19 protein-coding genes and 1 pseudogene are annotated in these 18541 nt (G+C 73.2%); 9 read left to right on the top strand and 11 right to left on the bottom strand.

The window, feature by feature from the left end:
- The 5 genes from ACIQZN_RS14835 to ACIQZN_RS14815 all read right to left on the bottom strand — a co-directional run bounded on the left by ACIQZN_RS14835 (position 1) and on the right by ACIQZN_RS14815 (position 5488).
- Positions 1–1164, bottom strand: coding sequence for an ROK family glucokinase (locus tag ACIQZN_RS14835; RefSeq protein WP_143618366.1), 1164 nt, complete (start codon positions 1162–1164; stop codon positions 1–3).
- 111 nt (positions 1165–1275) lie between these two features.
- Positions 1276–2118: an ATP-binding cassette domain-containing protein gene (locus ACIQZN_RS14830; protein WP_403992633.1), complete on the bottom strand. Its 843-nt coding sequence runs from the start codon at positions 2116–2118 to the stop codon at positions 1276–1278.
- Entirely contained in the window at positions 2115–3161 is a 1047-nt protein-coding gene (locus tag ACIQZN_RS14825; RefSeq protein ID WP_403992630.1) for an ABC transporter permease, read from the bottom strand. Before ACIQZN_RS14825 ends, ACIQZN_RS14830 begins: the two co-directional genes overlap by 4 nt.
- The gene (locus ACIQZN_RS14820) at positions 3158–4141 is read right to left on the bottom strand and encodes a sugar ABC transporter substrate-binding protein (protein ID WP_403992627.1); all 984 of its coding nucleotides are present in this window, start codon (positions 4139–4141) and stop codon (positions 3158–3160) included. The genes ACIQZN_RS14825 and ACIQZN_RS14820 overlap by 4 nt, the downstream gene beginning before the upstream one ends.
- Positions 4142–4312: 171 nt before the next feature.
- The gene (locus tag ACIQZN_RS14815) at positions 4313–5488 is read right to left on the bottom strand and encodes a cytochrome P450 (RefSeq protein ID WP_403992624.1); all 1176 of its coding nucleotides are present in this window, start codon (positions 5486–5488) and stop codon (positions 4313–4315) included.
- A gap of 206 nt (positions 5489–5694) precedes the next feature.
- On the opposite strand from ACIQZN_RS14815, the pseudogene ACIQZN_RS14810 reads away from it, so the two are divergent.
- A pseudogene (locus ACIQZN_RS14810) lies at positions 5695–5922 on the top strand (IS200/IS605 family accessory protein TnpB-related protein); the annotation flags it as partial.
- 105 nt (positions 5923–6027) lie between these two features.
- Here the strand turns inward: ACIQZN_RS14810 and ACIQZN_RS14805 are convergent.
- Positions 6028–6963, bottom strand: coding sequence for a DMT family transporter (locus ACIQZN_RS14805; RefSeq protein WP_403992621.1), 936 nt, complete (start codon positions 6961–6963; stop codon positions 6028–6030).
- 176 nt (positions 6964–7139) lie between these two features.
- Between ACIQZN_RS14805 and ACIQZN_RS14800 the strand changes: the two genes are divergently transcribed.
- The 5 genes from ACIQZN_RS14800 to ACIQZN_RS14780 all read left to right on the top strand — a co-directional run bounded on the left by ACIQZN_RS14800 (position 7140) and on the right by ACIQZN_RS14780 (position 10723).
- On the top strand, positions 7140–7763 hold the full coding sequence (locus tag ACIQZN_RS14800) for a TetR/AcrR family transcriptional regulator (protein ID WP_403992618.1): 624 nt from the start codon (positions 7140–7142) through the stop codon (positions 7761–7763).
- A gap of 131 nt (positions 7764–7894) precedes the next feature.
- The gene (locus ACIQZN_RS14795; protein ID WP_403992615.1) at positions 7895–8329 is read left to right on the top strand and encodes a hypothetical protein; all 435 of its coding nucleotides are present in this window, start codon (positions 7895–7897) and stop codon (positions 8327–8329) included.
- Between the two features lie 46 nt (positions 8330–8375).
- Positions 8376–8957: a TIGR03086 family metal-binding protein gene (locus ACIQZN_RS14790; RefSeq protein ID WP_403992613.1), complete on the top strand. Its 582-nt coding sequence runs from the start codon at positions 8376–8378 to the stop codon at positions 8955–8957.
- A gap of 105 nt (positions 8958–9062) precedes the next feature.
- Complete coding sequence (locus tag ACIQZN_RS14785) at positions 9063–9809, top strand: SDR family oxidoreductase (protein ID WP_403992610.1); 747 nt, start codon at positions 9063–9065, stop codon at positions 9807–9809.
- 83 nt (positions 9810–9892) lie between these two features.
- Entirely contained in the window at positions 9893–10723 is an 831-nt protein-coding gene (locus ACIQZN_RS14780; protein WP_403992607.1) for an aldo/keto reductase, read from the top strand.
- A 22-nt stretch (positions 10724–10745) separates the two neighbouring features.
- On the opposite strand, the gene alc is transcribed toward ACIQZN_RS14780, so the two are convergent.
- Positions 10746–11861, bottom strand: a complete 1116-nt coding sequence (gene alc, locus ACIQZN_RS14775) for an allantoicase (protein WP_403992604.1) — start codon at positions 11859–11861, stop codon at positions 10746–10748.
- A complete protein-coding gene (gene allB, locus ACIQZN_RS14770; protein WP_403992601.1) occupies positions 11858–13207 on the bottom strand; it encodes an allantoinase AllB in 1350 nt (449 codons plus the stop codon). Before allB ends, alc begins: the two co-directional genes overlap by 4 nt.
- Positions 13208–13521: 314 nt before the next feature.
- Between allB and ACIQZN_RS14765 the strand changes: the two genes are divergently transcribed.
- Positions 13522–14322, top strand: a complete 801-nt coding sequence (locus ACIQZN_RS14765) for an IclR family transcriptional regulator (RefSeq protein ID WP_403992598.1) — start codon at positions 13522–13524, stop codon at positions 14320–14322.
- A gap of 53 nt (positions 14323–14375) precedes the next feature.
- On the opposite strand, the gene ACIQZN_RS14760 is transcribed toward ACIQZN_RS14765, so the two are convergent.
- Together ACIQZN_RS14760 and ACIQZN_RS14755 are read right to left on the bottom strand one after the other, a co-directional pair.
- Complete coding sequence (locus ACIQZN_RS14760; protein WP_403992595.1) at positions 14376–15056, bottom strand: ABC transporter ATP-binding protein; 681 nt, start codon at positions 15054–15056, stop codon at positions 14376–14378.
- Positions 15053–16126 carry an ABC transporter permease gene (locus ACIQZN_RS14755; protein ID WP_403992592.1) on the bottom strand — a complete coding sequence of 358 codons (1074 nt, stop codon included), beginning with the start codon at positions 16124–16126 and terminating at the stop codon, positions 15053–15055. Before ACIQZN_RS14755 ends, ACIQZN_RS14760 begins: the two co-directional genes overlap by 4 nt.
- A gap of 109 nt (positions 16127–16235) precedes the next feature.
- Here ACIQZN_RS14755 and ACIQZN_RS14750 point away from each other — a divergent pair, with 109 nt between their 5' ends.
- Positions 16236–17438 (top strand): sensor histidine kinase, encoded by a 1203-nt coding sequence (locus ACIQZN_RS14750; protein ID WP_403992589.1) that lies wholly within the window; start codon positions 16236–16238, stop codon positions 17436–17438.
- Positions 17435–18070, top strand: a complete 636-nt coding sequence (locus ACIQZN_RS14745) for a response regulator (protein ID WP_403992586.1) — start codon at positions 17435–17437, stop codon at positions 18068–18070. Before ACIQZN_RS14750 ends, ACIQZN_RS14745 begins: the two co-directional genes overlap by 4 nt.
- A gap of 20 nt (positions 18071–18090) precedes the next feature.
- On the opposite strand, the gene ACIQZN_RS14740 is transcribed toward ACIQZN_RS14745, so the two are convergent.
- The gene (locus tag ACIQZN_RS14740; protein ID WP_403992583.1) at positions 18091–18405 is read right to left on the bottom strand and encodes a DUF5955 family protein; all 315 of its coding nucleotides are present in this window, start codon (positions 18403–18405) and stop codon (positions 18091–18093) included.
- Positions 18406–18541 lie beyond the last annotated feature (136 nt).

Raw genomic sequence — 18541 nt, 5'->3', positions numbered from 1 at the left:
CTAGGAAGTGCGGGTGTTGCGGTTGCTGCGGAGGGTGCTCGCCGCTTGGTCGTAGATCTGCGCGTACCGCTCGTACCGCTCGACGCGGCGGCGGTTGGTGCGGCGGAAACGCCGCGCGACCAGCCGGGCGAGGTCCGCCGCGCCGACCATACCGGCCTCCGGCCCGAGCTGCGCCTTGGCGATCCGGGCCTCGGGGCGGTAGCCGCGCCCGGTGAGCTGGCGCTTGAAGGCGTCCCGGGCGGGGCCGATGAGCAGGTCGTCGGCGGCGCTGACCCCGCCGCCGATGACGAAGCAGGAGGGGTCGAGCGCGGCGGCCAGATTGGCGATGCCGACGCCGAGCCACTGGCCGATGTCCTGGAGGAGCTCGACGCACATCGCGTCGCCCTCGCGGGCCAGTTCGGTGATGAGCGGTCCGGTGATGTCCGGGACGTTGCCCTTCACGCGCTCGATGATCCCGTGGGCCACCGGCGAGTCGGCGGCGGCCAGCTCGCGGGCCTCGCGGACCAGCGCGTTGCCGGAGCTGTACTGCTCCCAGCAGCCCCGGTTGCCGCAGGGGCAGCGGTGGCCGCCGGGCACGACCTGCATGTGGCCGAACTCACCGGCGACACCGTACTTGCCGCGCTTGACCTGGCCGTCCTCCAGGATCGCGCCGCCGATGCCGGTACCGAGGGTGATCATGACGAGGTGGTCCTCGCCGCGCCCCGCGCCGAAGCGCCACTCGGCCCAGGCGGCGGTGTTGGCGTCGTTGTCCACCATGACGGGGACGACGAGCCGGGAGGCGAGGGCGTCGCGCAGGGGCTCGTCGCGCCAGGCGAGGTGCGGGGCGAAGAGGACCTTGGAGCGGTCCGCGTCGACCCAGCCGGCCGCGCCGATGCCCACCGCGTGCACGTCGTGCCGGTCGGAGAGGTCGAGGACCAGCTCCACGATGGTGTCCTCGACGACCTTCGGACTCTTGGACTTGTCCGGGGTCTCGGTGCGCACCGTCTCCAGGATCGTGCCGTCGGCGTCCACGACACCGGCCATGACCTTGGTGCCGCCGATGTCGATGCCGACGGTGGGGACCCGGGGCGCCGTGAGGTGCGAGCGCCTTTCCCGGGTGCCCACGGTCCGCAGGACGGTCGCGCGGGCGGAGCCGCGGTGTGCGAAGTCGCGGTACGTGCTCATCGTCCCTGAAAGGTGTGGGGTGACCGGGTCAGGAGTGACCCCGGTGGCGGACGGCGCCCGTCCGTCCCGATTCTGCCACCCCGGAGCCGACGGGGTCGCCGGGCGCCTCCGCTACACGCTGTCCTCGGGGCCGGGTCCGGAGGCGCGCTCCAGCTCGTGGCTCAGCTCCTCCAGCTCGCTGCCGCCCGCCATCTGCCGGGTCAGCTCGTCCAGGGTGACGCTGTCCTTGGTGTGGCTGCCGGCCATGGCACCCCGCTTCAGGAGGACGAACCGGTCACCGACGAGGTACGCGTGGTGCGGGTTGTGCGTGATGAGGACCACGCCGAGGCCGGCGTCCCGGGCGGCCGCGATGTACTTCAGGACGACGCCGGACTGCTTGACGCCGAGCGCGGCCGTCGGCTCGTCCAGGACGAGGACCTTCGCGCCGAAGTGGACGGCGCGCGCGATGGCCACGCACTGCCGCTCGCCGCCGGACAGGGTGCCGATGGGCTGGTCCACGTCGCGCAGGTCGATGCCCATGCGGAGCAGCGCCGAGCGGGTCGTCTCACGCATCAGCCTGACGTCGAGGCGCTTGAAGGGGCCGGCGCCGGTGGTCGGCTCGGAGCCCAGGAAGAAGTTGCGCCAGACCGGCATCAGGGGGACGACCGCGAGGTCCTGGTAGACGGTGGCGATGCCCCGGTCCAGGGCGTCGCGCGGGTTGGCGAGGGTGGTCTCCTCGCCGTCGATGAGGAACCGCCCGGCGTCGTGCCGGTGCAGCCCGGCGATGATCTTGATGAGGGTGGACTTGCCGGCGCCGTTGTCCCCGAGCACGCAGGAGATCTCGCCCGCGTGGACTTCGAGCGAGACGCCTTCGAGCGCCTTGATGTTCCCGTAGTACTTGGCCACGTCGTCCAGCTCGACGAGGGCCTGCCGGCCGGTGTCCTGCGGCCCGTCCTGGGCCTTGGGGGCCGTCATTTCGTCGCCTCCGCGCGCTTGCGTACCCATGCGTTGAGCAGGGTGGCCAGGAGCAGCATCGCTCCCAGGAAGAACTTGAACCAGTCCGGGTTCCACTCCGCGTACACGATGCCCTTGCTGGTCATGCCGAAGATGAAGGCACCGACCGCCGAACCGATCGCGGAGCCGTAACCGCCGGTGATCAGGCAGCCGCCGATGACGGCCGCGATGATGTACGTCAGCTCGTTGCCGACGCCCTCGCCGGACTGCACGACGTCGTAGCTGAAGAGCAGGTGCTGGCCGGAGACCCAGGCGGCGAAGGCGACGCCGAGGTAGAGCCCGATCTTGGTACGGATGACCGGGACGCCGACCGCGCGGGCCGCGTCCGCGCCGCCGCCGACGGCGAAGATCCAGTTGCCGAAGCGGGTGCGGATCAGGATCCAGGTGGCGACGGCCACCAGACCGGCCCACCACAGCAGCGTCACCTTGAGCTCGACGCCGCCGACGGTCCAGTACGAGGCGAAGAGCTTACGGGCGGAGGGGAAGCCCTCCATGTTGCCGATGGCCTTCGTGGAGACGGTCCCGCTGATCAGCTTGGTGAAGCCCAGGTTGAGACCGGTCAGCATCAGGAACGTGCCCAGCGTGATGATGAAGCTGGGCAGTTTCGTACGGGTCAGCATGAAGCCGTTGAACGCGCCGATGGCGAGCGTGACCAGCAACGACACGAAGACGCCGACCCAGACGTTGGCGGTCATCTGGTAGCTGAACATCGAGGAGACCAGCGCGGAGCTGGTGACCATCACACCGGCGGAGAGGTCGAACTCGCCGCCGATCATCAGGAGCGCGACCGGCGCCGCCATGATCCCGATGATGGAGGCCGCGTACAGCACGGTCCCGAAGCTGGTGAGGCGCAGGAAGCTGTCGGCGACGACCGCGAAGAAGAGGAAGACGGCGAGCGCGCCGACGACCGAGCCCAGCTCCGGGCGGCCGAGGAGCTTACGCAGCGGTGAGGTGCGCAGCAGCCGTTCGTCGACGACGGCGGACGATCCGGGCCCGGCGGTCATCGGGTGCCCCGGTCGGCGTACTCGGCGAGCTGGTCGGCGTCCTTCGAGGTGATGATCTGCGGGCCGGTGAGGACCGGGCGGCCGCCGCCGAGGACGTTGCGGTTGTAGCGGTAGAGCCAGAGCAGGTCGACGGCCTCGTAGCCCTGGAGGTAGGGCTGCTGGTCGACGGCGAAGCCGAGGGTCTTGGACTTCAGCCCGGCGGCGACGGAGGCGTTCAGGTCGAAGGTGTCGATCTCGGCCTTGCTGCCGGCGGTCTTCTTCGCCTTGACGGCGGCGTCCGCGAAGGGCGCGCCGAGCGTGACGACCGCGTCGATGTCCTTGTCGGACTGGAGCTTCGCCTCGATGGACGCCTGGACGTCGGGCATGTTGGTGCCCTCCACGTACAGGTTCTGCATCTGGCCGTCGAAGGTCTTCTTCGCGCCGGCGCAGCGCTGCTCGTGGCCCACGTTGCCCTGCTCGTGCAGGATGCAGAGGGCCTTCTTGCGGCCGCGCTTGTTCAGCTCGTCGCCGACGGCCTCACCGGCGATGGACTCGTCCTGGCCGATGTGGGTGAGCGCGCCGTACGCCTTGGACTCGGCGGAGCCGGAGTTCACCGTGATCACGGGGATGCCGGCGCGGACGGCCTTGGCGACGACGTCCTTGAGGGCGTCGGGCTTGGCGAGCGTGACGATCAGCCCGTCGACCTTCTTGTCGATGGCCGCCTGCACCAGCTGGGCCTGCTGCTGGCCCTCGTCGCTCTTCGAGTACAGGAAGTTGATGTTGTCCTTCTTGGCCGCCATGTCGGCGCCCTTCTGGACGATGTCCCAGAAGGTGTCGCCGTCGCCCGAGTGGGTGACCATGGCGAAGGTCCAGCGGGGCGTGTTCACCGCGGCCCGGCCTTCGGCCGCGGCCTTGGCCGCACGCTCCTCCGCCCGCTTGCCGCCGGTGCTGCTGCATCCCATGAGGGACACCCCCAGCACCGCCGCAAGCACGGCGCCCATCGCACGTACCCCTGTCCGAACCCTTGCCACGACGCCGTGCCCTTCTTGTGCTGCTCGCTGTGCTGCTGCCGGTGGAGCCGGGGCCCTGTGGTCCCGGCCCGGCTGGGCAAGTATCCCCGAGCGGGCGCCGCCGCGACCCGGAGGGGCACGAAGAGGACGGCGGCGCGTCGCTCACCAGCGCACCGGCAGGCGGCGCACCCCCCGGATCAGCGTGCCGGGCAGCCAGTCGAAGGGGGCGGCCTGCGGGTCGGCCTCCAGGCCGGGGCAGCGCTCCAGGAGCGCCCGGATCGCGATGCGGCCCTCCATCCGGGCCAGCGGGGCGCCCAGGCAGAAGTGGATGCCGTGTCCGAAGGCGAGGTGGCCGCGGTTGTCACGGCGGATGTCGAAGCGGTCGGGCTCGGGGTAGCGGGCCGGGTCGCGGTCGGAGCCGGCGAGGGAGACCAGGACCGCGTCGCCGGTCGCGATGGTCCGGGAGCCGACCTCGACCGGTTCCCGGGCGAACCGGAGGGTGGCCGTCTCGACGGGTCCGTCGTAGCGCAGCATCTCCTCGACGGCGCCGTCGAGGAGCGAGAGGTCGGCGCGGAGCGCGGCGAGCTGGTCCGGGTGGGCGAGCAGGGCGCGTACGCCGTTGGAGATGAGGTTGACCGTGGTCTCGTGGCCGGCGACGAGCAGCAGGAAGGCCATGCCGACCAGCTCGTCGGGCGAGAGCGCGTCGTCGTCCTCGTGGCGGGTGGCGATCAGGGCGCTGAGCAGGTCGTCGCCGGGTGAGCGGCGCTTGTCCTCGATCAGCTCCGCGAGGTAGGCGCCCATGGCACGGACCGCCTCGCCCTCCTCCTCCTCGTTCACGGGGGCGACGATGCCGTTGGACAGCTTGCGGAAGGCGGACCTGTCCAGGTCGGGGACGCCGAGCAGCTCGCAGATCACGGTCATGGGGAGCGGGAAGGCGAGCGCGTCCACGAGGTCGGCGCGGCCCTCGGGGACCATCAGGTCGAGGAGTTCGCCGGTGATCTCCTCGACCCGGGGGCGCAGCGCCTCGATGCGGCGCGGGGTGAACTCGCGGGCGACGAGCTTGCGCAGCCGGGTGTGGTCGGGGGCGTCGGTCTCCAGCATGTTGGCGTTGATCGGGTCGCCGCCGGTCGCGCCGGGCAGCGCCCGCCAGTCCTTGCCGAAGCGCTGGTCGGCCAGGACGGCCCGGCCCTCTTCGTAGCCGACGACGAGCCAGATCCGGTCGAACTCGTCGGTGCGGACGAGGTGCACGGGTCCGGTCGCGCGCATCCGCTCGTAGTAGGGGTACGGATTCGCGGTGAAATCCGCCAACCCGCTGAGATCCACAACGACTTCGGACATGGGCCCGCCCTCCCGGTCGTGTCGTCCCCGCTGCGAGGACCGGCCCGTTCAGCGTATGCCGGGACGCGGCCGGGGGACGAGGGACTTCAGGCCGGATTCGATCGGCTCTCATCTGGGTAACCGTGGCGGCGGCTACTCGTTGTGTCGAGTAACAGGTGGGCACGGGCGGCGGAGCGGGGGCGGGATGCGAGACCTGGCCGCATCCTTCGACACCGCCCCGTGCGCACCGGAGCGATGCGCACGGGCATCGGACCGTCCAGGCCGCACCAGGTGCCCCAGGGCGTGAGGGACCCCGCCCCCGCATCCCCGGACCACGGACACGATCCGTGCCGCCGGACGCGGCGAGAACGCGGGCAACCAGGACACCCAAACCCGTTCGGGACGTCCGCAGTGAGCAGGAATGGGTCCGAGACCCACATCAGCGCACTGGCTAGGAACGGTACTCCGTACGCGTCATGCCCACGGAGGACGTCTGCCGAGGATAGAGACCGCAAACAGGCGAGCCGCCCCAGGCGGACGCGATCAAGGAGTGAGCCCGGTCAGGGCGCGCCCGGGTCCGCGCTCCGCCGTCCCCAGGCGGTCCCGGCCAGCACCAGCACGGCGCCCGCCGCCCCGGCGACGCCCAGCCGTTCGCCGCCGATCGCGATGCCGGCGGCGGCGGCCCACAGCGGCTCCGTACCGAGCAGCAGGCTGACCCGGGACGGCGAGGTGCGGCGTACGGACCACATCTGCACGAAGAACGCGAAGAGCGTGCAGAACACCGAGAGGAAGAGCAGTCCGGCCCACTCCCGGGCCCCGAATCCGGCGGCGACCGTCCAGGGCGTCTCGCCCGTTCCCGGCGCGGCGGCCAGCAGGGCGAAGACGGCGACGGCGCTGCCGAGCTGCACGGTCGTCAGGGACAGCGAGTCCGCGTCCTGGACGGACTTGATGCGGGCCATGAGCAGCACGTGCAGGGTGCGGGCCAGGGCGGCGGCCAGCATGAGCAGGTCACCGGCCGAGGGGCTGGTGAATCCGCCGCCCTGGGTCAGCAGTACCACCCCGGCCACGGAGAGCCCGGCGGCGGCGAGGAAGGCCCCGGTCGGCCGGGTCCGGGTGACGGCGGCCTCGGCGAGCGGGGTGAAGATCATGGTGAGGCTGATGATGAGCCCGGCGTTGGTCGCCGAGGTGTGCACGATGCCGTACGTCTCCACCAGGAAGATCCCGCTGAGCACGAGGCCCAGCAGCCCGGCGCCCCGCCACTGCGCGGCGCTCAGCGCACGCAGCCGGCGCCATCCGGCGACCGCGAGGACGGGCAGCACGACGGCGAACCGCAGCACGAGCACGGCGACGACGGTCGCCGGGGTGGTGATGCCCTTGGCGGCGAGATAGCTGGACCCCCAGACCACCGCGACCAGCAGGACGGGCAGATCGGTGAGCCAGGCCCGGCGCGGCGGGGCGAGGACGGGGGCGGGGGCGGGGACGGCGGCGGAGGACACCTGGACTCCTGCTCTCTCCACGGGGACGACGTGGAGACGGCACCGGCTCGCACTGGGGAGGGATCACGCTACCGGGCACCCTCCTAGAATGACGAGCCCCGGACGCGCTCGACGCGGGCCGACCGCACCTCAGCCCTCACCCAAGCTCGGACCTCATCGGAGTACGGAGTCACCGGATGGCCGGAACACGCCAGGACGGCAGGGTCGAGCGCGGCAACCGCACCCGGCAGCTGGTCCTCGCCCGGGCGGCGGCGGTCGCCTCGGTGGAAGGGCTCGACGGGCTGTCGCTGGGCCGGCTGGCCACGGATCTCCGGCTGAGCAAGAGCGGGGTGTTCGCGCTCTTCGGCTCCAAGGAGGAGCTTCAGCTGGCGACCGTGCGGGCCGCCGCCGCCGTCCACGACGAGCATGTGGTGGTCCCCACGCGTGGGACGCCCGCCGGTCTCGGCCGGGTGCGGCGGATGTGCGAGTCCTGGATCGCCTACTCGCGGGACCGGGTCTTCCCCGGCGGCTGCTTCTTCTACGCGGCGCTCGCGGAGTTCGACGCCAGGGAGGGCGCGGTGCACGACGCGCTGCTGGCGGCGCAGGCGAGCTGGTTCGCGTTCGTGGAGGCGCGGATCGAGGAGGCCCGGACCCTGGGCGAGATCCGGGACGACTGCGACGCGGCCCAGCTCGCCTTCGAGATCATCGCCTTCCTTGAGCTGGCGAACGGCGACTCGGTGCTGCGCGGCAGCGCCGAGAGCTATACGAGGGCGTGGCGCGCGATCCTGGGCCGGCTCCGGGCGGTGGCGGTGGACGTGTAGCGCCTGCGGGAGCCGGTGCGGCTCGTTCCGGATAAACTAATAGCACGATCGTTCGTCTACTTGTATGGTCGTGGGCATCCGGCCGCGAGGACCTGCGGCGGACCATCCCGCGTGCCAGGAGGAGACCGACCGTGCCGCAGATTCTCTGGAGCACCCGCTGGCAACCGGGCTCCGCCGCCCCGGCCGTGGAGCCCGGCGCCGAAGTCGTCGTCGGGGTCACCGAGTTCGTCACGCACCGCCCGTGGCGCACGTTCTCCGTCGGCGCGGCGGGCATGCGGCTGCGCCGCACCTGGCCCCGGACGCCGGGCGCGGTCGGCATGTGGCTCTGGGTGGACGTGGGCCCCCGGATGAACCGGTCCGGTTCGATCACCGTCTGGACGGCCCAGGAGCACCTGATGGGCTTCGTCGCCCGCCCCGACCACCGTGAGATCGTCCGCGCCCACCGGGACGGGGGCGCCCTGCGCTCGGCGACCTGGACGGCCCCCTTCACCAGCCGCTCGGCGGTGTACGACGCCGCGTGGCGGCTGGTGTCCGGGGCGGCACCGTGGCCCGTGGGCACGCCCTGACCGTGGGCACGCCCTGACCCGCCTTCCGCTGACGAGGAGACCCGCCATGGACATCATCGAGCTGGACCGGATCGCCGTGCTGGAATCGGTGCGCCTCGCCGGCCGCGCGGGACCCGGCGACTGGGACCGCCCCACCCCGTGCGACGCCTGGACGCTGCGCCGCCTGGTGGAGCACATGGGCACCCAGCACCTCGGCTTCGCCGCCGCCGCACGGGGCGAGGGGGCGGACGCCGCCGCCTGGGCGCCCCGGCCGGCCGGGGACGATCCGGCGGCCTGGTACCGGGGGACGGCGCGGACCGTGCTCGACGCGTTCGCGCGGCCGGGCGCTTCGGAGCGGTGGTTCGCGCTGCCGGAGATCGGTGCGGCGACGTTCCCGGGGGCGACCGCGATGGGGTTCCACTTCATCGACTACGTCGTGCACTCCTGGGACGTGGCCGCGACGCTCGGCCTGCCCCTCGCGCTGCCGGACGAGGTGGTGGAGGCCGCCCTGCCCCTGGCCCTGCGCGTCCCGGGCGGGGCGGCGCGCGAGCGCCCCGACGCCGCCTTCCGGCCCGCCCTTCCGGTGGCGGACGGCGGCCCGCTCCCCCGCGTACTGGCGGCGCTCGGCCGTTCGCCGGACTGGCGCTGACCGTCTGACCGTCACGGATTCGGCGTCCAATTCCCGCCGGTTTCCGGGGCGCCGAGCGACTTTCCTGGTTCCTGTCAGCACGACCGGCAACGGACAGGAACGACGATGAACAGCACCCTTCCCACCCCCCGCACCGCGCTCGTCACCGGCGGCAGCCGGGGCATCGGTGCCGCGACCGCGCTGCGGCTCGCCCGGGACGGCGCCGACGTGGCGCTGACCTATGTACGCGACGAGGGCGCCGCCAAGGAGGTCGTCGCCGCGATCGAGGCGACCGGGCGCCGCGCGGTCGCGCTGCGCGCCGACTCGGCCGACCCGGAGGCCGCCGGCTCGGTGGTGCACCGGGCGGCGGAGGAGCTCGGACGGCTGGACATCCTGGTGAACAACGCGGGCATCGGCGTCCTCGGCCCCATCTCCACGCTCACGCCCGCCGATGTGGACCGGGTCCTCGCCGTGAACGTCCGTGCGGTGTTCCTGGCCTGCCGGGCGGCGGCCGAGGTGATGGAGCGCGGGGGCAGGATCATCTCCCTCGGTACGGCCCTGAGCCGGCACGCGGGCGGGCCCGGCGCAACGCTGTACGCGATGAGCAAGTCCGCGCTCTCCGGCCTGACCAAGCCGCTGGCCCGCGAGCTGGGTCCGCGCGGCATCACGGTCAACCTGGTGCAGCCCGGCGCCGTGGACACCGACATGAACCCGGCCGACGGCCCGTTCGCCGAGGGCCAGCGCGCGGCCAACGCGCTGGACCGGTTCGGTACGGCGGCCGAGATCGCCGCGCTGATCTCGTACCTCGCGGGCGCGGAGGCAGCGTTCGTCACCGGGGCCGAACTCGTCGTGGACGGCGGCCACGCCGCCTGACGTCGCGCTGCCGGTCCTCCCCGCCCCGCCTACGCTGGGCGGGGAGGCATGCCCGTAACGGCAGAGGACGAGAAGGGACGATCATGTCCGGTATCCCGGCGCACACCCTGAACGACGGCCGTACGATCCCGGCGGTCGGGCTCGGCACCTATCCGCTGGACGACGACGCGGCGGAGAAGGCCGTCTCCGGGGCCCTGGACCTCGGCTACCGGCTCGTGGACACCGCGCTGAACTACGGCAACGAGACCGGCACGGGGCGCGGCGTCGCCCGCAGCGGGGTACCACGCGAGGAGATCGTCGTCACGACCAAGGTGCCCGGCCGGCACCACGGCTACGAGAAGACGCTCGCCTCGTTCGAGGAGTCCCGGAGCAACCTCGGCCTGGACTACGTGGACCTCTGTCTCATCCACTGGCCGCTGCCCAAGGTGGGTCTCTACGTGGACACCTGGCGGGCCCTCATCAAGCTGCGCGAGGACGGCCTCGTCCGGTCGATCGGGGTCTCCAACTTCACCGCCGAGCACCTGAAGCGGCTGGAGGATGAGACGGGTGTGGTGCCCGTCGTCAACCAGATCGAGCTGCACCCCCGGCTGCCCCAGGAGGAGCTGCGCGCGGTGCACGCGGCGCTGGGGATCGTCACGCAGAGCTGGAGCCCGCTGGGGCGCGGCCGGGACCTGCTGGCCGACCCGGACGTGGTGGCGGTCGCCGAGGCCCACGGTGTCACCCCGGGTCAGGCGGTACTGCGCTGGCACACCCAGCTCGGGGCCGTACCGATCCCGAAGTCGGCCGATCCGGGGCGGCAGCGGGAGAACCTGGACCTGTTCGGGTTCGAGCTGACGCCCGAGGAGCTGGGGCGGATCTCCGGCGGACCCAGGGAGCGGTTCGGCGGGGACCCCGAGGAGCACGAGGAGTTCTGACGCTCCCCGGGGCCCCGGGGCCTCAGCCGCCGAGTTCCGCGTGGCGGGCCGCCAGCCGGGCCGCCCCGCGTTCGGTGAGCGAGCCGAAGAGGCGGAGCCGGGAGATCCCGCCGTCCGGGAAGATATCGATCCGCACCTGGTCGGCGCGGATCGCGTCGGGCAGCACGAAGCGGTGGTCGGTGTCGGGCTGGAGCCGGGTCCGGGGCAGGAATTCGGTCCAGGCGCCCGTCTCCGCGTCCCGGGCGGTGAGCCGGGCCCAGCCGGCCGCGTTGCCCTTGAGGTAGGCGGTGTCGATCTCGACGGCGCGGATGTCCGCCTCTTCCACCAGGTGGTAGTGGATCCAGTCGTTGCCCCGGTCGCGGCGGCGCCGGGTCTCCCAGCCGTCGTCCATCTTGTGGGAGCGGCCGGGCTGGATGGTGTTCGTCGCCGGGGAGTAGAAGCGGTCGGAGGCGTCCTCGACCCGGCCGCCGTTCTCCAGGGCGACGACGTCGAACGTACCGAGCGCGGTCAGCCAGGCGGGGTCCGGGGCGACCTCGCCGTAGACCCTCAGGCGGGCGATGCCGCCGTCCGGGTGCTGATTGAGCCGCAGATGCGTGAAGCGGCGCTCCGCGTCGACGGCGAAGCCGTTGGCCGCGTGGCCGCCGACGGCGGTACGGGGGACGAGCGTCGTCCACTTCACGTCCGGGGCGAGCAGCTCCTGTGGCGAGGGCGAGCCGGGCAGCGAGACGGCCTCGACGGAGACGGCCTGCGGGTAGTTGCCCCGGAAGTGGGCGGTGTCCACGACCAGGCCGCGCACGATGCCGGGGGCGCCGAGCCGGATCAGCGCCCAGTCGTGGTCCTCGTCCACCGGGTGCGGCCGCTCGGCGCTCGCACCGCGCCGACGGCGGGTCTCCCAGCCGTCCATGATCTTGCCCTTGTGCCCGAAGCGCTCCGGGTCGAAGTGGGCGGGCTCCGGCTTGAGCAGGTTCTCGCGCTCGGCGAAGAACTCGTCGTTGGCGGCGATCACGCCCGCGCCGAGCCGCCGGTCGGCGAGGTCCACGAGGTGGGTGAAGGGGTGGTCGGCGGTGCGGTAGTCGGCGTACGGGTCGCCGCCGCCGTACGGGTTCGCGTCGCCGGTGAAGTGCGCTGTCGCCGTCATGCCTGGGGGTCCCTTGTCTGGAGGCGGCCGGTGGGTTCGGAGAGCACGCCGTCGGCGGCGATGCGTACACCGCGCAGCCAGGTGGAGCGCACCACGCCGGACAGGGTGCGGCCGGCGTAGGCGGTGACCTGGTTGCGGTGGAACAGCTCGGCCGGGTCGACGGTGAAGGTGGCGTCGGGCGCCAGGACCGCGAAGTCGGCGTCGCGGCCCGCCTCGATGGCGCCCTTGTGGTGCAGCCCGGCCAGGGCGGCGGGGGCGGCGGACATCCAGCGGGCGACGTCGTCCAGGGTGTGGCCGCGCCGGCGGGCCTCGGTCCAGATGGCGGGCAGGCCGAGCTGGAGGGAGGAGATCCCGCCCCAGGCGGAGGCGAAGTCCGGGGTCTTGAGGTCGGTGGTGCACGGTGAGTGGTCGGAGACGATGCAGTCGATGGTGCCGTCGGCCAGCCCCTCCCACAGCGCGTCCTGGTTGGCGGCCTCCCGGATCGGCGGGCAGCACTTGAACTCGGTGGCCCCGTCCGGGACTTCCTCGGCGGTGAGGGTGAGGAAGTGCGGGCAGGTCTCGACGGTGAGCCGGACGCCCTCGCGCCGGGCGGCGGCGATCAGCGGCAGCGCGTCGCTGGACGAGAGGTGCAGGACGTGGACGCGGGCGTTCAGCCGGCGGGCGTGGGCGATCAGGCCCTCGATCGCGGTGTTCTCGGCGTCGCGCGGCCGGGAGGCGAGGAAGTTCGCGTAGGCGGGGCCGCCCTGCTGGGGCGCGGAGGCCAGGTGGTGCGGGTCCTCGGCGTGCACGATGAGCAGCCCGCCGAAGCCGGCGATCTCGGCCATCGACCGGGCCAGCTGCTCCTGGTCCAGCTCGGGAAACTCCTCGACGCCGGACGGCGACAGGAAGCACTTGAAGCCGAACACCCCGGCCTCGTACAGCGGGCGCAGGTCCTTGACGTTGGTGGGGATCGCACCGCCCCAGAAGCCGGTGTCCACGTGCACCTTGGGCTCGGCGACGCCCTGCTTGACCCGCAGGTTCTCCACCGTGGTGGTGGGCGGCAGCGAGTTGAGGGGCATGTCGAGCAGCGTGGTGATGCCGCCGGCCGCCGCCGCGCGGGTGGCGGTCCAGAAGCCCTCCCACTCGGTGCGGCCGGGGTCGTTCACATGGACGTGGGTGTCCACGAGACCGGGCAGCACGACGTCGTCCCCGAAGTCCTCGACGCGGGCACCGGCCGGCGCCTCGGTGTCGTACGGGAGAACGGCGTCGATGGTCCCGCCGGTGACGGCGACCGACGCGGGCCGGGTCCCCTCGGGGGTGACGACGCGCGTCGAGCGCAGTAGCAGCTTCACGTCCGGACCGGACACCGGTGCTCCTCACTTCGCACTTTCAACGAACTGTTGAAGGAGTCTTCACTCGGGAACGCGACCCGTCAAGACCTCACCCCCGTACCCCGGCCGCCCCCGGAGCCGCGCTGGAGGTTTCCACAAAGTAAAAGGTGAATTTCGGAGTGCGGAACGTAGAATGGGCCAGGTGCCGCGCGGCCGGGCTGCCGCACCACCTGCGGACACCCGGACAAACGGGCGCTGACCGGCCACGACGGCCCCCGTCGACTGTGGGCCGATCGGAAAGGGCCCGGTAGGCTGCTGCCTTGCTCCTCCGCTTCGAAAGGACCGTTGACGTGCCGCCGTCCCACGCCAGCACTTCCGACTCCAAGCCCGCCGGATCCAGCGGTGGTGTGCAGTCCCTTGAGCGCGCCTTCGACCTGCTGGAGCGGATGGCCGACGCGGGGGGCGAGGTCGGCCTGAGCGAGCTCTCCGCGAGCAGCGGACTCCCGCTGCCCACGATCCACCGTCTGATGCGCACGCTGGTCCTGTGCGGCTACGTACGTCAGCAGCCCAACCGGCGTTACGCGCTCGGCCCCCGGCTGATCCGCCTCGGCGAGTCCGCCGCACGGCTGCTCGGCACCTGGGCGCGCCCCTATCTGGCCCGGCTGGTCGAGGAGACGGGCGAGACGGCGAACATGGCGCTGCTCGACGGCGACGAGATCGTGTACGTGGCGCAGGTGCCGTCCAAGCACTCGATGCGGATGTTCACGGAGGTGGGCCGCCGGGTGCTGCCGCACTCCACGGGCGTCGGCAAGGCGCTGCTCGCGCACACCCCGCCGGACGAGGTGCGCGCCCTGCTCGCCCGCACCGGGATGCCCGCCGCGACCGAGAAGACGATCACCACCCCGGACGGCTTCCTGGAGGCGCTGGACCAGGTGCGCCGGGTGGGCTACGCGGTGGACGACAACGAGCAGGAGATAGGGGTCCGCTGCCTGGCGGTCTCGGTCCCCAACTCCCCCACCTCCGCCGCGATCTCGATCTCCGGCCCGGCGGGCCGGGTCACCGAGGCGGCCACGGAGCGGATCGTGCCGATCCTCCAGCAGGCGGCCAAGGAGCTGTCGGACGCGCTGGCGAGCAGCGGCGCGACGGGCTGAGAAGCCGTTGGGGCGGGCCCGGACCTCTTCGGGGGTCCGGGCCCGCTCCCGTTTCAGGTGAGCGCCGGGGCCGTGAGGCGCCCGTCCACCATCGTGACCGTCCGGTCCGCGCGGTCCAGGTGGGCGCGGTCGTGCGTGACCAGGACCGTCGCCGTGGACCGCTGCCGGGTCAGGGTCACCAGCAGGTCCAGGACGGCCGCGCCGCGCTCGTGGTCCAGGGCGCTGGTCGGCTCGTCCACGAGGAGCAGGGCCGGGTCGTTCATCAGGGCCCGGGCGATGTTGATCCGCTGGCGCTGTCCGCCGGAGAGCTGGTGGGGCCTGCGGCCGGCCTGCCCGGCGAGTCCGACCGCGTCGAGCAGATCGAGCGCCCGGGCCCTGGCCGCCCCGGCCCGGCCGCCCGAGAGATGCGTCATGACCTGGAGCTGTTCGACGGCGGTCAGGGACGGGAGCAGGTTGGGCTGCTGGAAGACGATGCCGACGCGCTCCCGCCGCAGCGCCGCCTTCTCCGCGCGCCCGAGCCCCGTGGTGTCCGTACCGGCGACGACGACCGCCCCGTCGTCCGGGGCGACCAGGGTCGCGGCCACCGCGAGGAGGCTGGACTTGCCGGAGCCGGACGGGCCGACGACGGCGGTGAGGGTGCCGGCGGGCACGTCGAGCGCGACGCGGTCCAGGGCGGTGAGCCGCCCGTCGCCGTCCGGGTAGGTGAGGGTGACATCGGTGAGCGTGAGGGTCATCGGGCACTCCCGAGCGCGGTGAGCGGGTCGACGGCGGTGATCCGCCGGATGGACAGGGCAGCCCCGGCCGCGCCGAGGGCGATCAGCACGGCGGCCGGGACGAGGACCGTGGCCGCGTCCAGGACGAACGGCACGGAGCCGCCGGAGACCAGGGCGCCGATGCCGGCGGCGAGGGCGGTGCCCAGACCCGTACCGGCGGCGAGCATCACGACGGCCTGGCCGAGCGCGTCCCGGAGCAGATACGGGGTCGAGGCGCCCAGCGCCTTGAGCACGGCGACGTCGCCGCTGCGCTGGATCGTCCAGACGGTGAAGAACGCGCCGATCACCAGGGCGGAGATGGCGAAGAGGAAGCCGCGCATCAGCTGAAGGGAGCCGTTCTCGGCCTGGTAGGAGCCGATGGCGGTCAGCGAGTCGTCCAGCGCGAGCGTGCGGGTGCCGGCCGCCCGGTCGCCGGCGGCGAGATCGGCGGCCCCGGTGGTGGTCAGGGCGATCACGGTGGCAAGCCCGTCCCCGCTCCCGGACCGCCGCCAGTCGGCGAGGTCCGTCCACACGACCGGGGTGTGGCTGTACGAGGCGTCGCCCGCGACGGCGGCCACGGTGGCCTCCCGGCCGCCGAGCGTGAGCCGGTCGCCGGGGCGTGCGCCCAGCTCGTCGGCACCCCCGCGCGAGAGCACCACCTCGCCGGGGCCGACCCGGGCGGGCGCCAGGCCGCTGCCGGGCTCGACACCGAACGCGGAGACGGCGGCGGTGCGCTCCCCCGTACGGGCGGTGGCGTTCAGGGTGCGGATGCCGAGGGGGTGCGCGGACTCCACGCCGGGCCGCCCGGCCCAGGCGCGTACGGCGTCCTCGCCGACGGACGAGTCGGCGAAGGACACCGACCGGCCGTCCGGCGGGGCGGCGAACGCCAGATGGTCGGCGTCCAGGCCGGTGACGGCCGAGGTGTTCTCCCGGGCCAGCCCGGCGGTCAGGCCGGACAGCAGGCCCACGAGCAGGGTGATCAGCACGATCACCGTGCCCATGAGCGCGAACCGGCCCTTGGCGAACCGTAGGTCTCTCCATGCGACGAACATGGGTCCAGCGTCGTTTTCCCCGGCCCCGGAAACATCGCCCCCGGGCTGGTGACGACATCAACCTTTCGATTGACCGGCCCCGGGCGGCCCGCGCCTACGCTGGAACATCATGGAAACGCGTGTCCATCCCCCGGTCGCCGCCGCGCTGCGGCTGTGTCTGCACGGGCTGATGCTCGGCCTGCTGGCGCTCGCCGTCGTCAAGGCGTACGCCGACGGCGGCCCGCACCCCGGCGCGGTGACGGCGGTGTCCGGTGTGCTGGCGGCGGTGTACGGGGCGGGCGCGGCGGCCACGTCCGTGCGGCCGGGGACCCGGGCGGGCGCCGGGTGGCTCGTGGTGCTCGGGGTGCTGTGGGCGGCGCTGCTCGTGCTGTCGCCGGACGCCCTGTGGGTGGCCTTCCCGCTCTACTTCCTCCAGCTGCATCTGCTGCCGACGCGCTGGGGCCTGCCCGCCGTGGCGGTGACTGCGGGCGCCGCCATCGCGAGCTTCCTGCTGCACGGGCAGGCGGTCACACCGGGCACGTTCATCGGTCCGCTGCTCGGCGCGGCCGTCGCCGTCGCCACGGTCCTCGGTTACGAGGCGCTGTTCCGGGAGAGCGAGCGGCGCCGCGAGCTCATCGAGGAGCTGGTCGCGACCCGTGCGGAGCTGGCCGAGGCGGAGCGCACCGCAGGCACGCTGGCCGAGCGCGAGCGGCTGGCCCGGGAGATCCACGACACCCTCGCCCAGGGCCTGTCCTCCATCCAGCTGCTGCTGCGCGCCGCCGAGCGCACCCTGCCCGAGGGCGCCCCGGCCGCCGCCCATGTGCACCGGGCGCGCGAGGCGGCGCAGGACAACCTCGCCGAGGCGCGCCGCTTCGTCCGCGCGCTGACCCCGCCGGACCTGGCGAACGGCTCGCTGACGGCCGCCCTGGAACGGCTGTCGGCCCGCTCCACGACGCCCGCGCTCACCGTGCGCTTCGCGGTCAGCGGCACACCGGTGGAGCTGCCGACGCCGTACGAGGTGGCGGTGCTGCGGACCGCCCAGTCGGCACTGGCCAACACCGTGCGGCACGCCGGGGCGGAACGGGCGGAGATCACGCTGAGCTTCATGGACACCTCGGTGTCGCTGGACGTGGTGGACGACGGACGCGGCTTCGCGCAGGACGTGCCGGAGGCCGGCGCCACGGAGTCCGGCGGCTTCGGGCTGCCCGCGATGCGCTCCCGGGCCCGGTCGCTCGGCGGCACCCTGAGCGTCGAGTCGGCGCCCGGCCAGGGCACCGCCGTCGCGCTGACCCTGCCGCTGCCGGCGGGCCTGACCGGGCGGGAGGCGGCATGAGCGCGGAGCCGGTCCGGCTGCTGCTGGCCGACGACCATCCGGTGGTCCGGGCGGGGCTGCGGGCCGTCCTGGACACCGAGCCGGACTTCCGGGTCGTCGCGGAGGCCGCCACCGCCGAGGAGGCGGTCGCCCGGGCCGCCGCCGGCGGGCTGGACGTCGTGCTGATGGACCTCCAGTTCGGCGCCGGGATGCACGGCTCGCAGGCGACCGCCGCGATCACGGCGGCGCCGGACGCGCCCCGGGTGCTGATCCTGACGACCTACGACAGCGACGCGGACATCCTGGCGGCGGTCGAGGCGGGGGCGGCGGGCTATCTGCTGAAGGACGCGCCGCCCGAGGAACTGGCGGCGGCGGTCCGTACAGCGGCGGCCGGGCGTTCGGCGCTGGCCCCGGCCGTGGCGCACCGGCTGATGGACCGGATGCGCACCCCCGCCCAGGCGCTCACCAAGCGCGAGCTGGAGGTGCTGCGACTGGTCGGCGAGGGGCTGTCGAACGCGGAGATCAGCAAGCGGCTGTTCCTCAGCCAGGCGACCGTGAAGTCCCATCTGGTGCACATCTACGCGAAGCTCGGCGTGGACTCGCGCACGGCGGCCGTGGCGGCGGCGACGGCCCGCAGGCTCATCCGCCGCTGACCGCATCCGGCCCGGCCCGTTCAGCGCTGCGGCGGCTCGCCGAAGAGGTCCACGGCGACCCGGACGTCCCGCAGGGCCGCGGCCAGTGCGCTGACCGAGCCGATCGCCCCCGCGATCAGCAGCAGCGAGCGGCGCAGCCAGGGGATCTCGGGCGCCCCGCTGCGCGCCATCGCGTCCAGCGCCGCGAGCTCGTCCTCGGCGATGGCGCGGTCGGGGAACTGCCCGGGATGGCCGGCCAGGGCCCGCCGGAGCCGGGAGACCGCGGTACGCAGCTCCGCCACCCTGGGGTCCTCACCGCTGCCGGTCACCCGCTCCTGCCCGACGCTCTTCAACAAAGCTCCCCCTCGCACGTCCTTGTGCCAGTGTCGTTCCGACCCGCCCCCCGACCGTGGTCAAGTGTCCGGGGATGCGGGCAAGTTAACGCCATAAAAGGTGCCGGGCGCCACTCCGCGTACGTAACACACGCCGTAG

The organism is Streptomyces sp. NPDC097595 (assembly GCF_044761525.1).
Taxonomy (GTDB): domain Bacteria; phylum Actinomycetota; class Actinomycetes; order Streptomycetales; family Streptomycetaceae; genus Streptomyces; species Streptomyces drozdowiczii_A.
The sequence above is the reverse complement of the archived record's forward strand: the minus strand, read 5'-3'. Positions and strand labels throughout refer to the sequence as shown.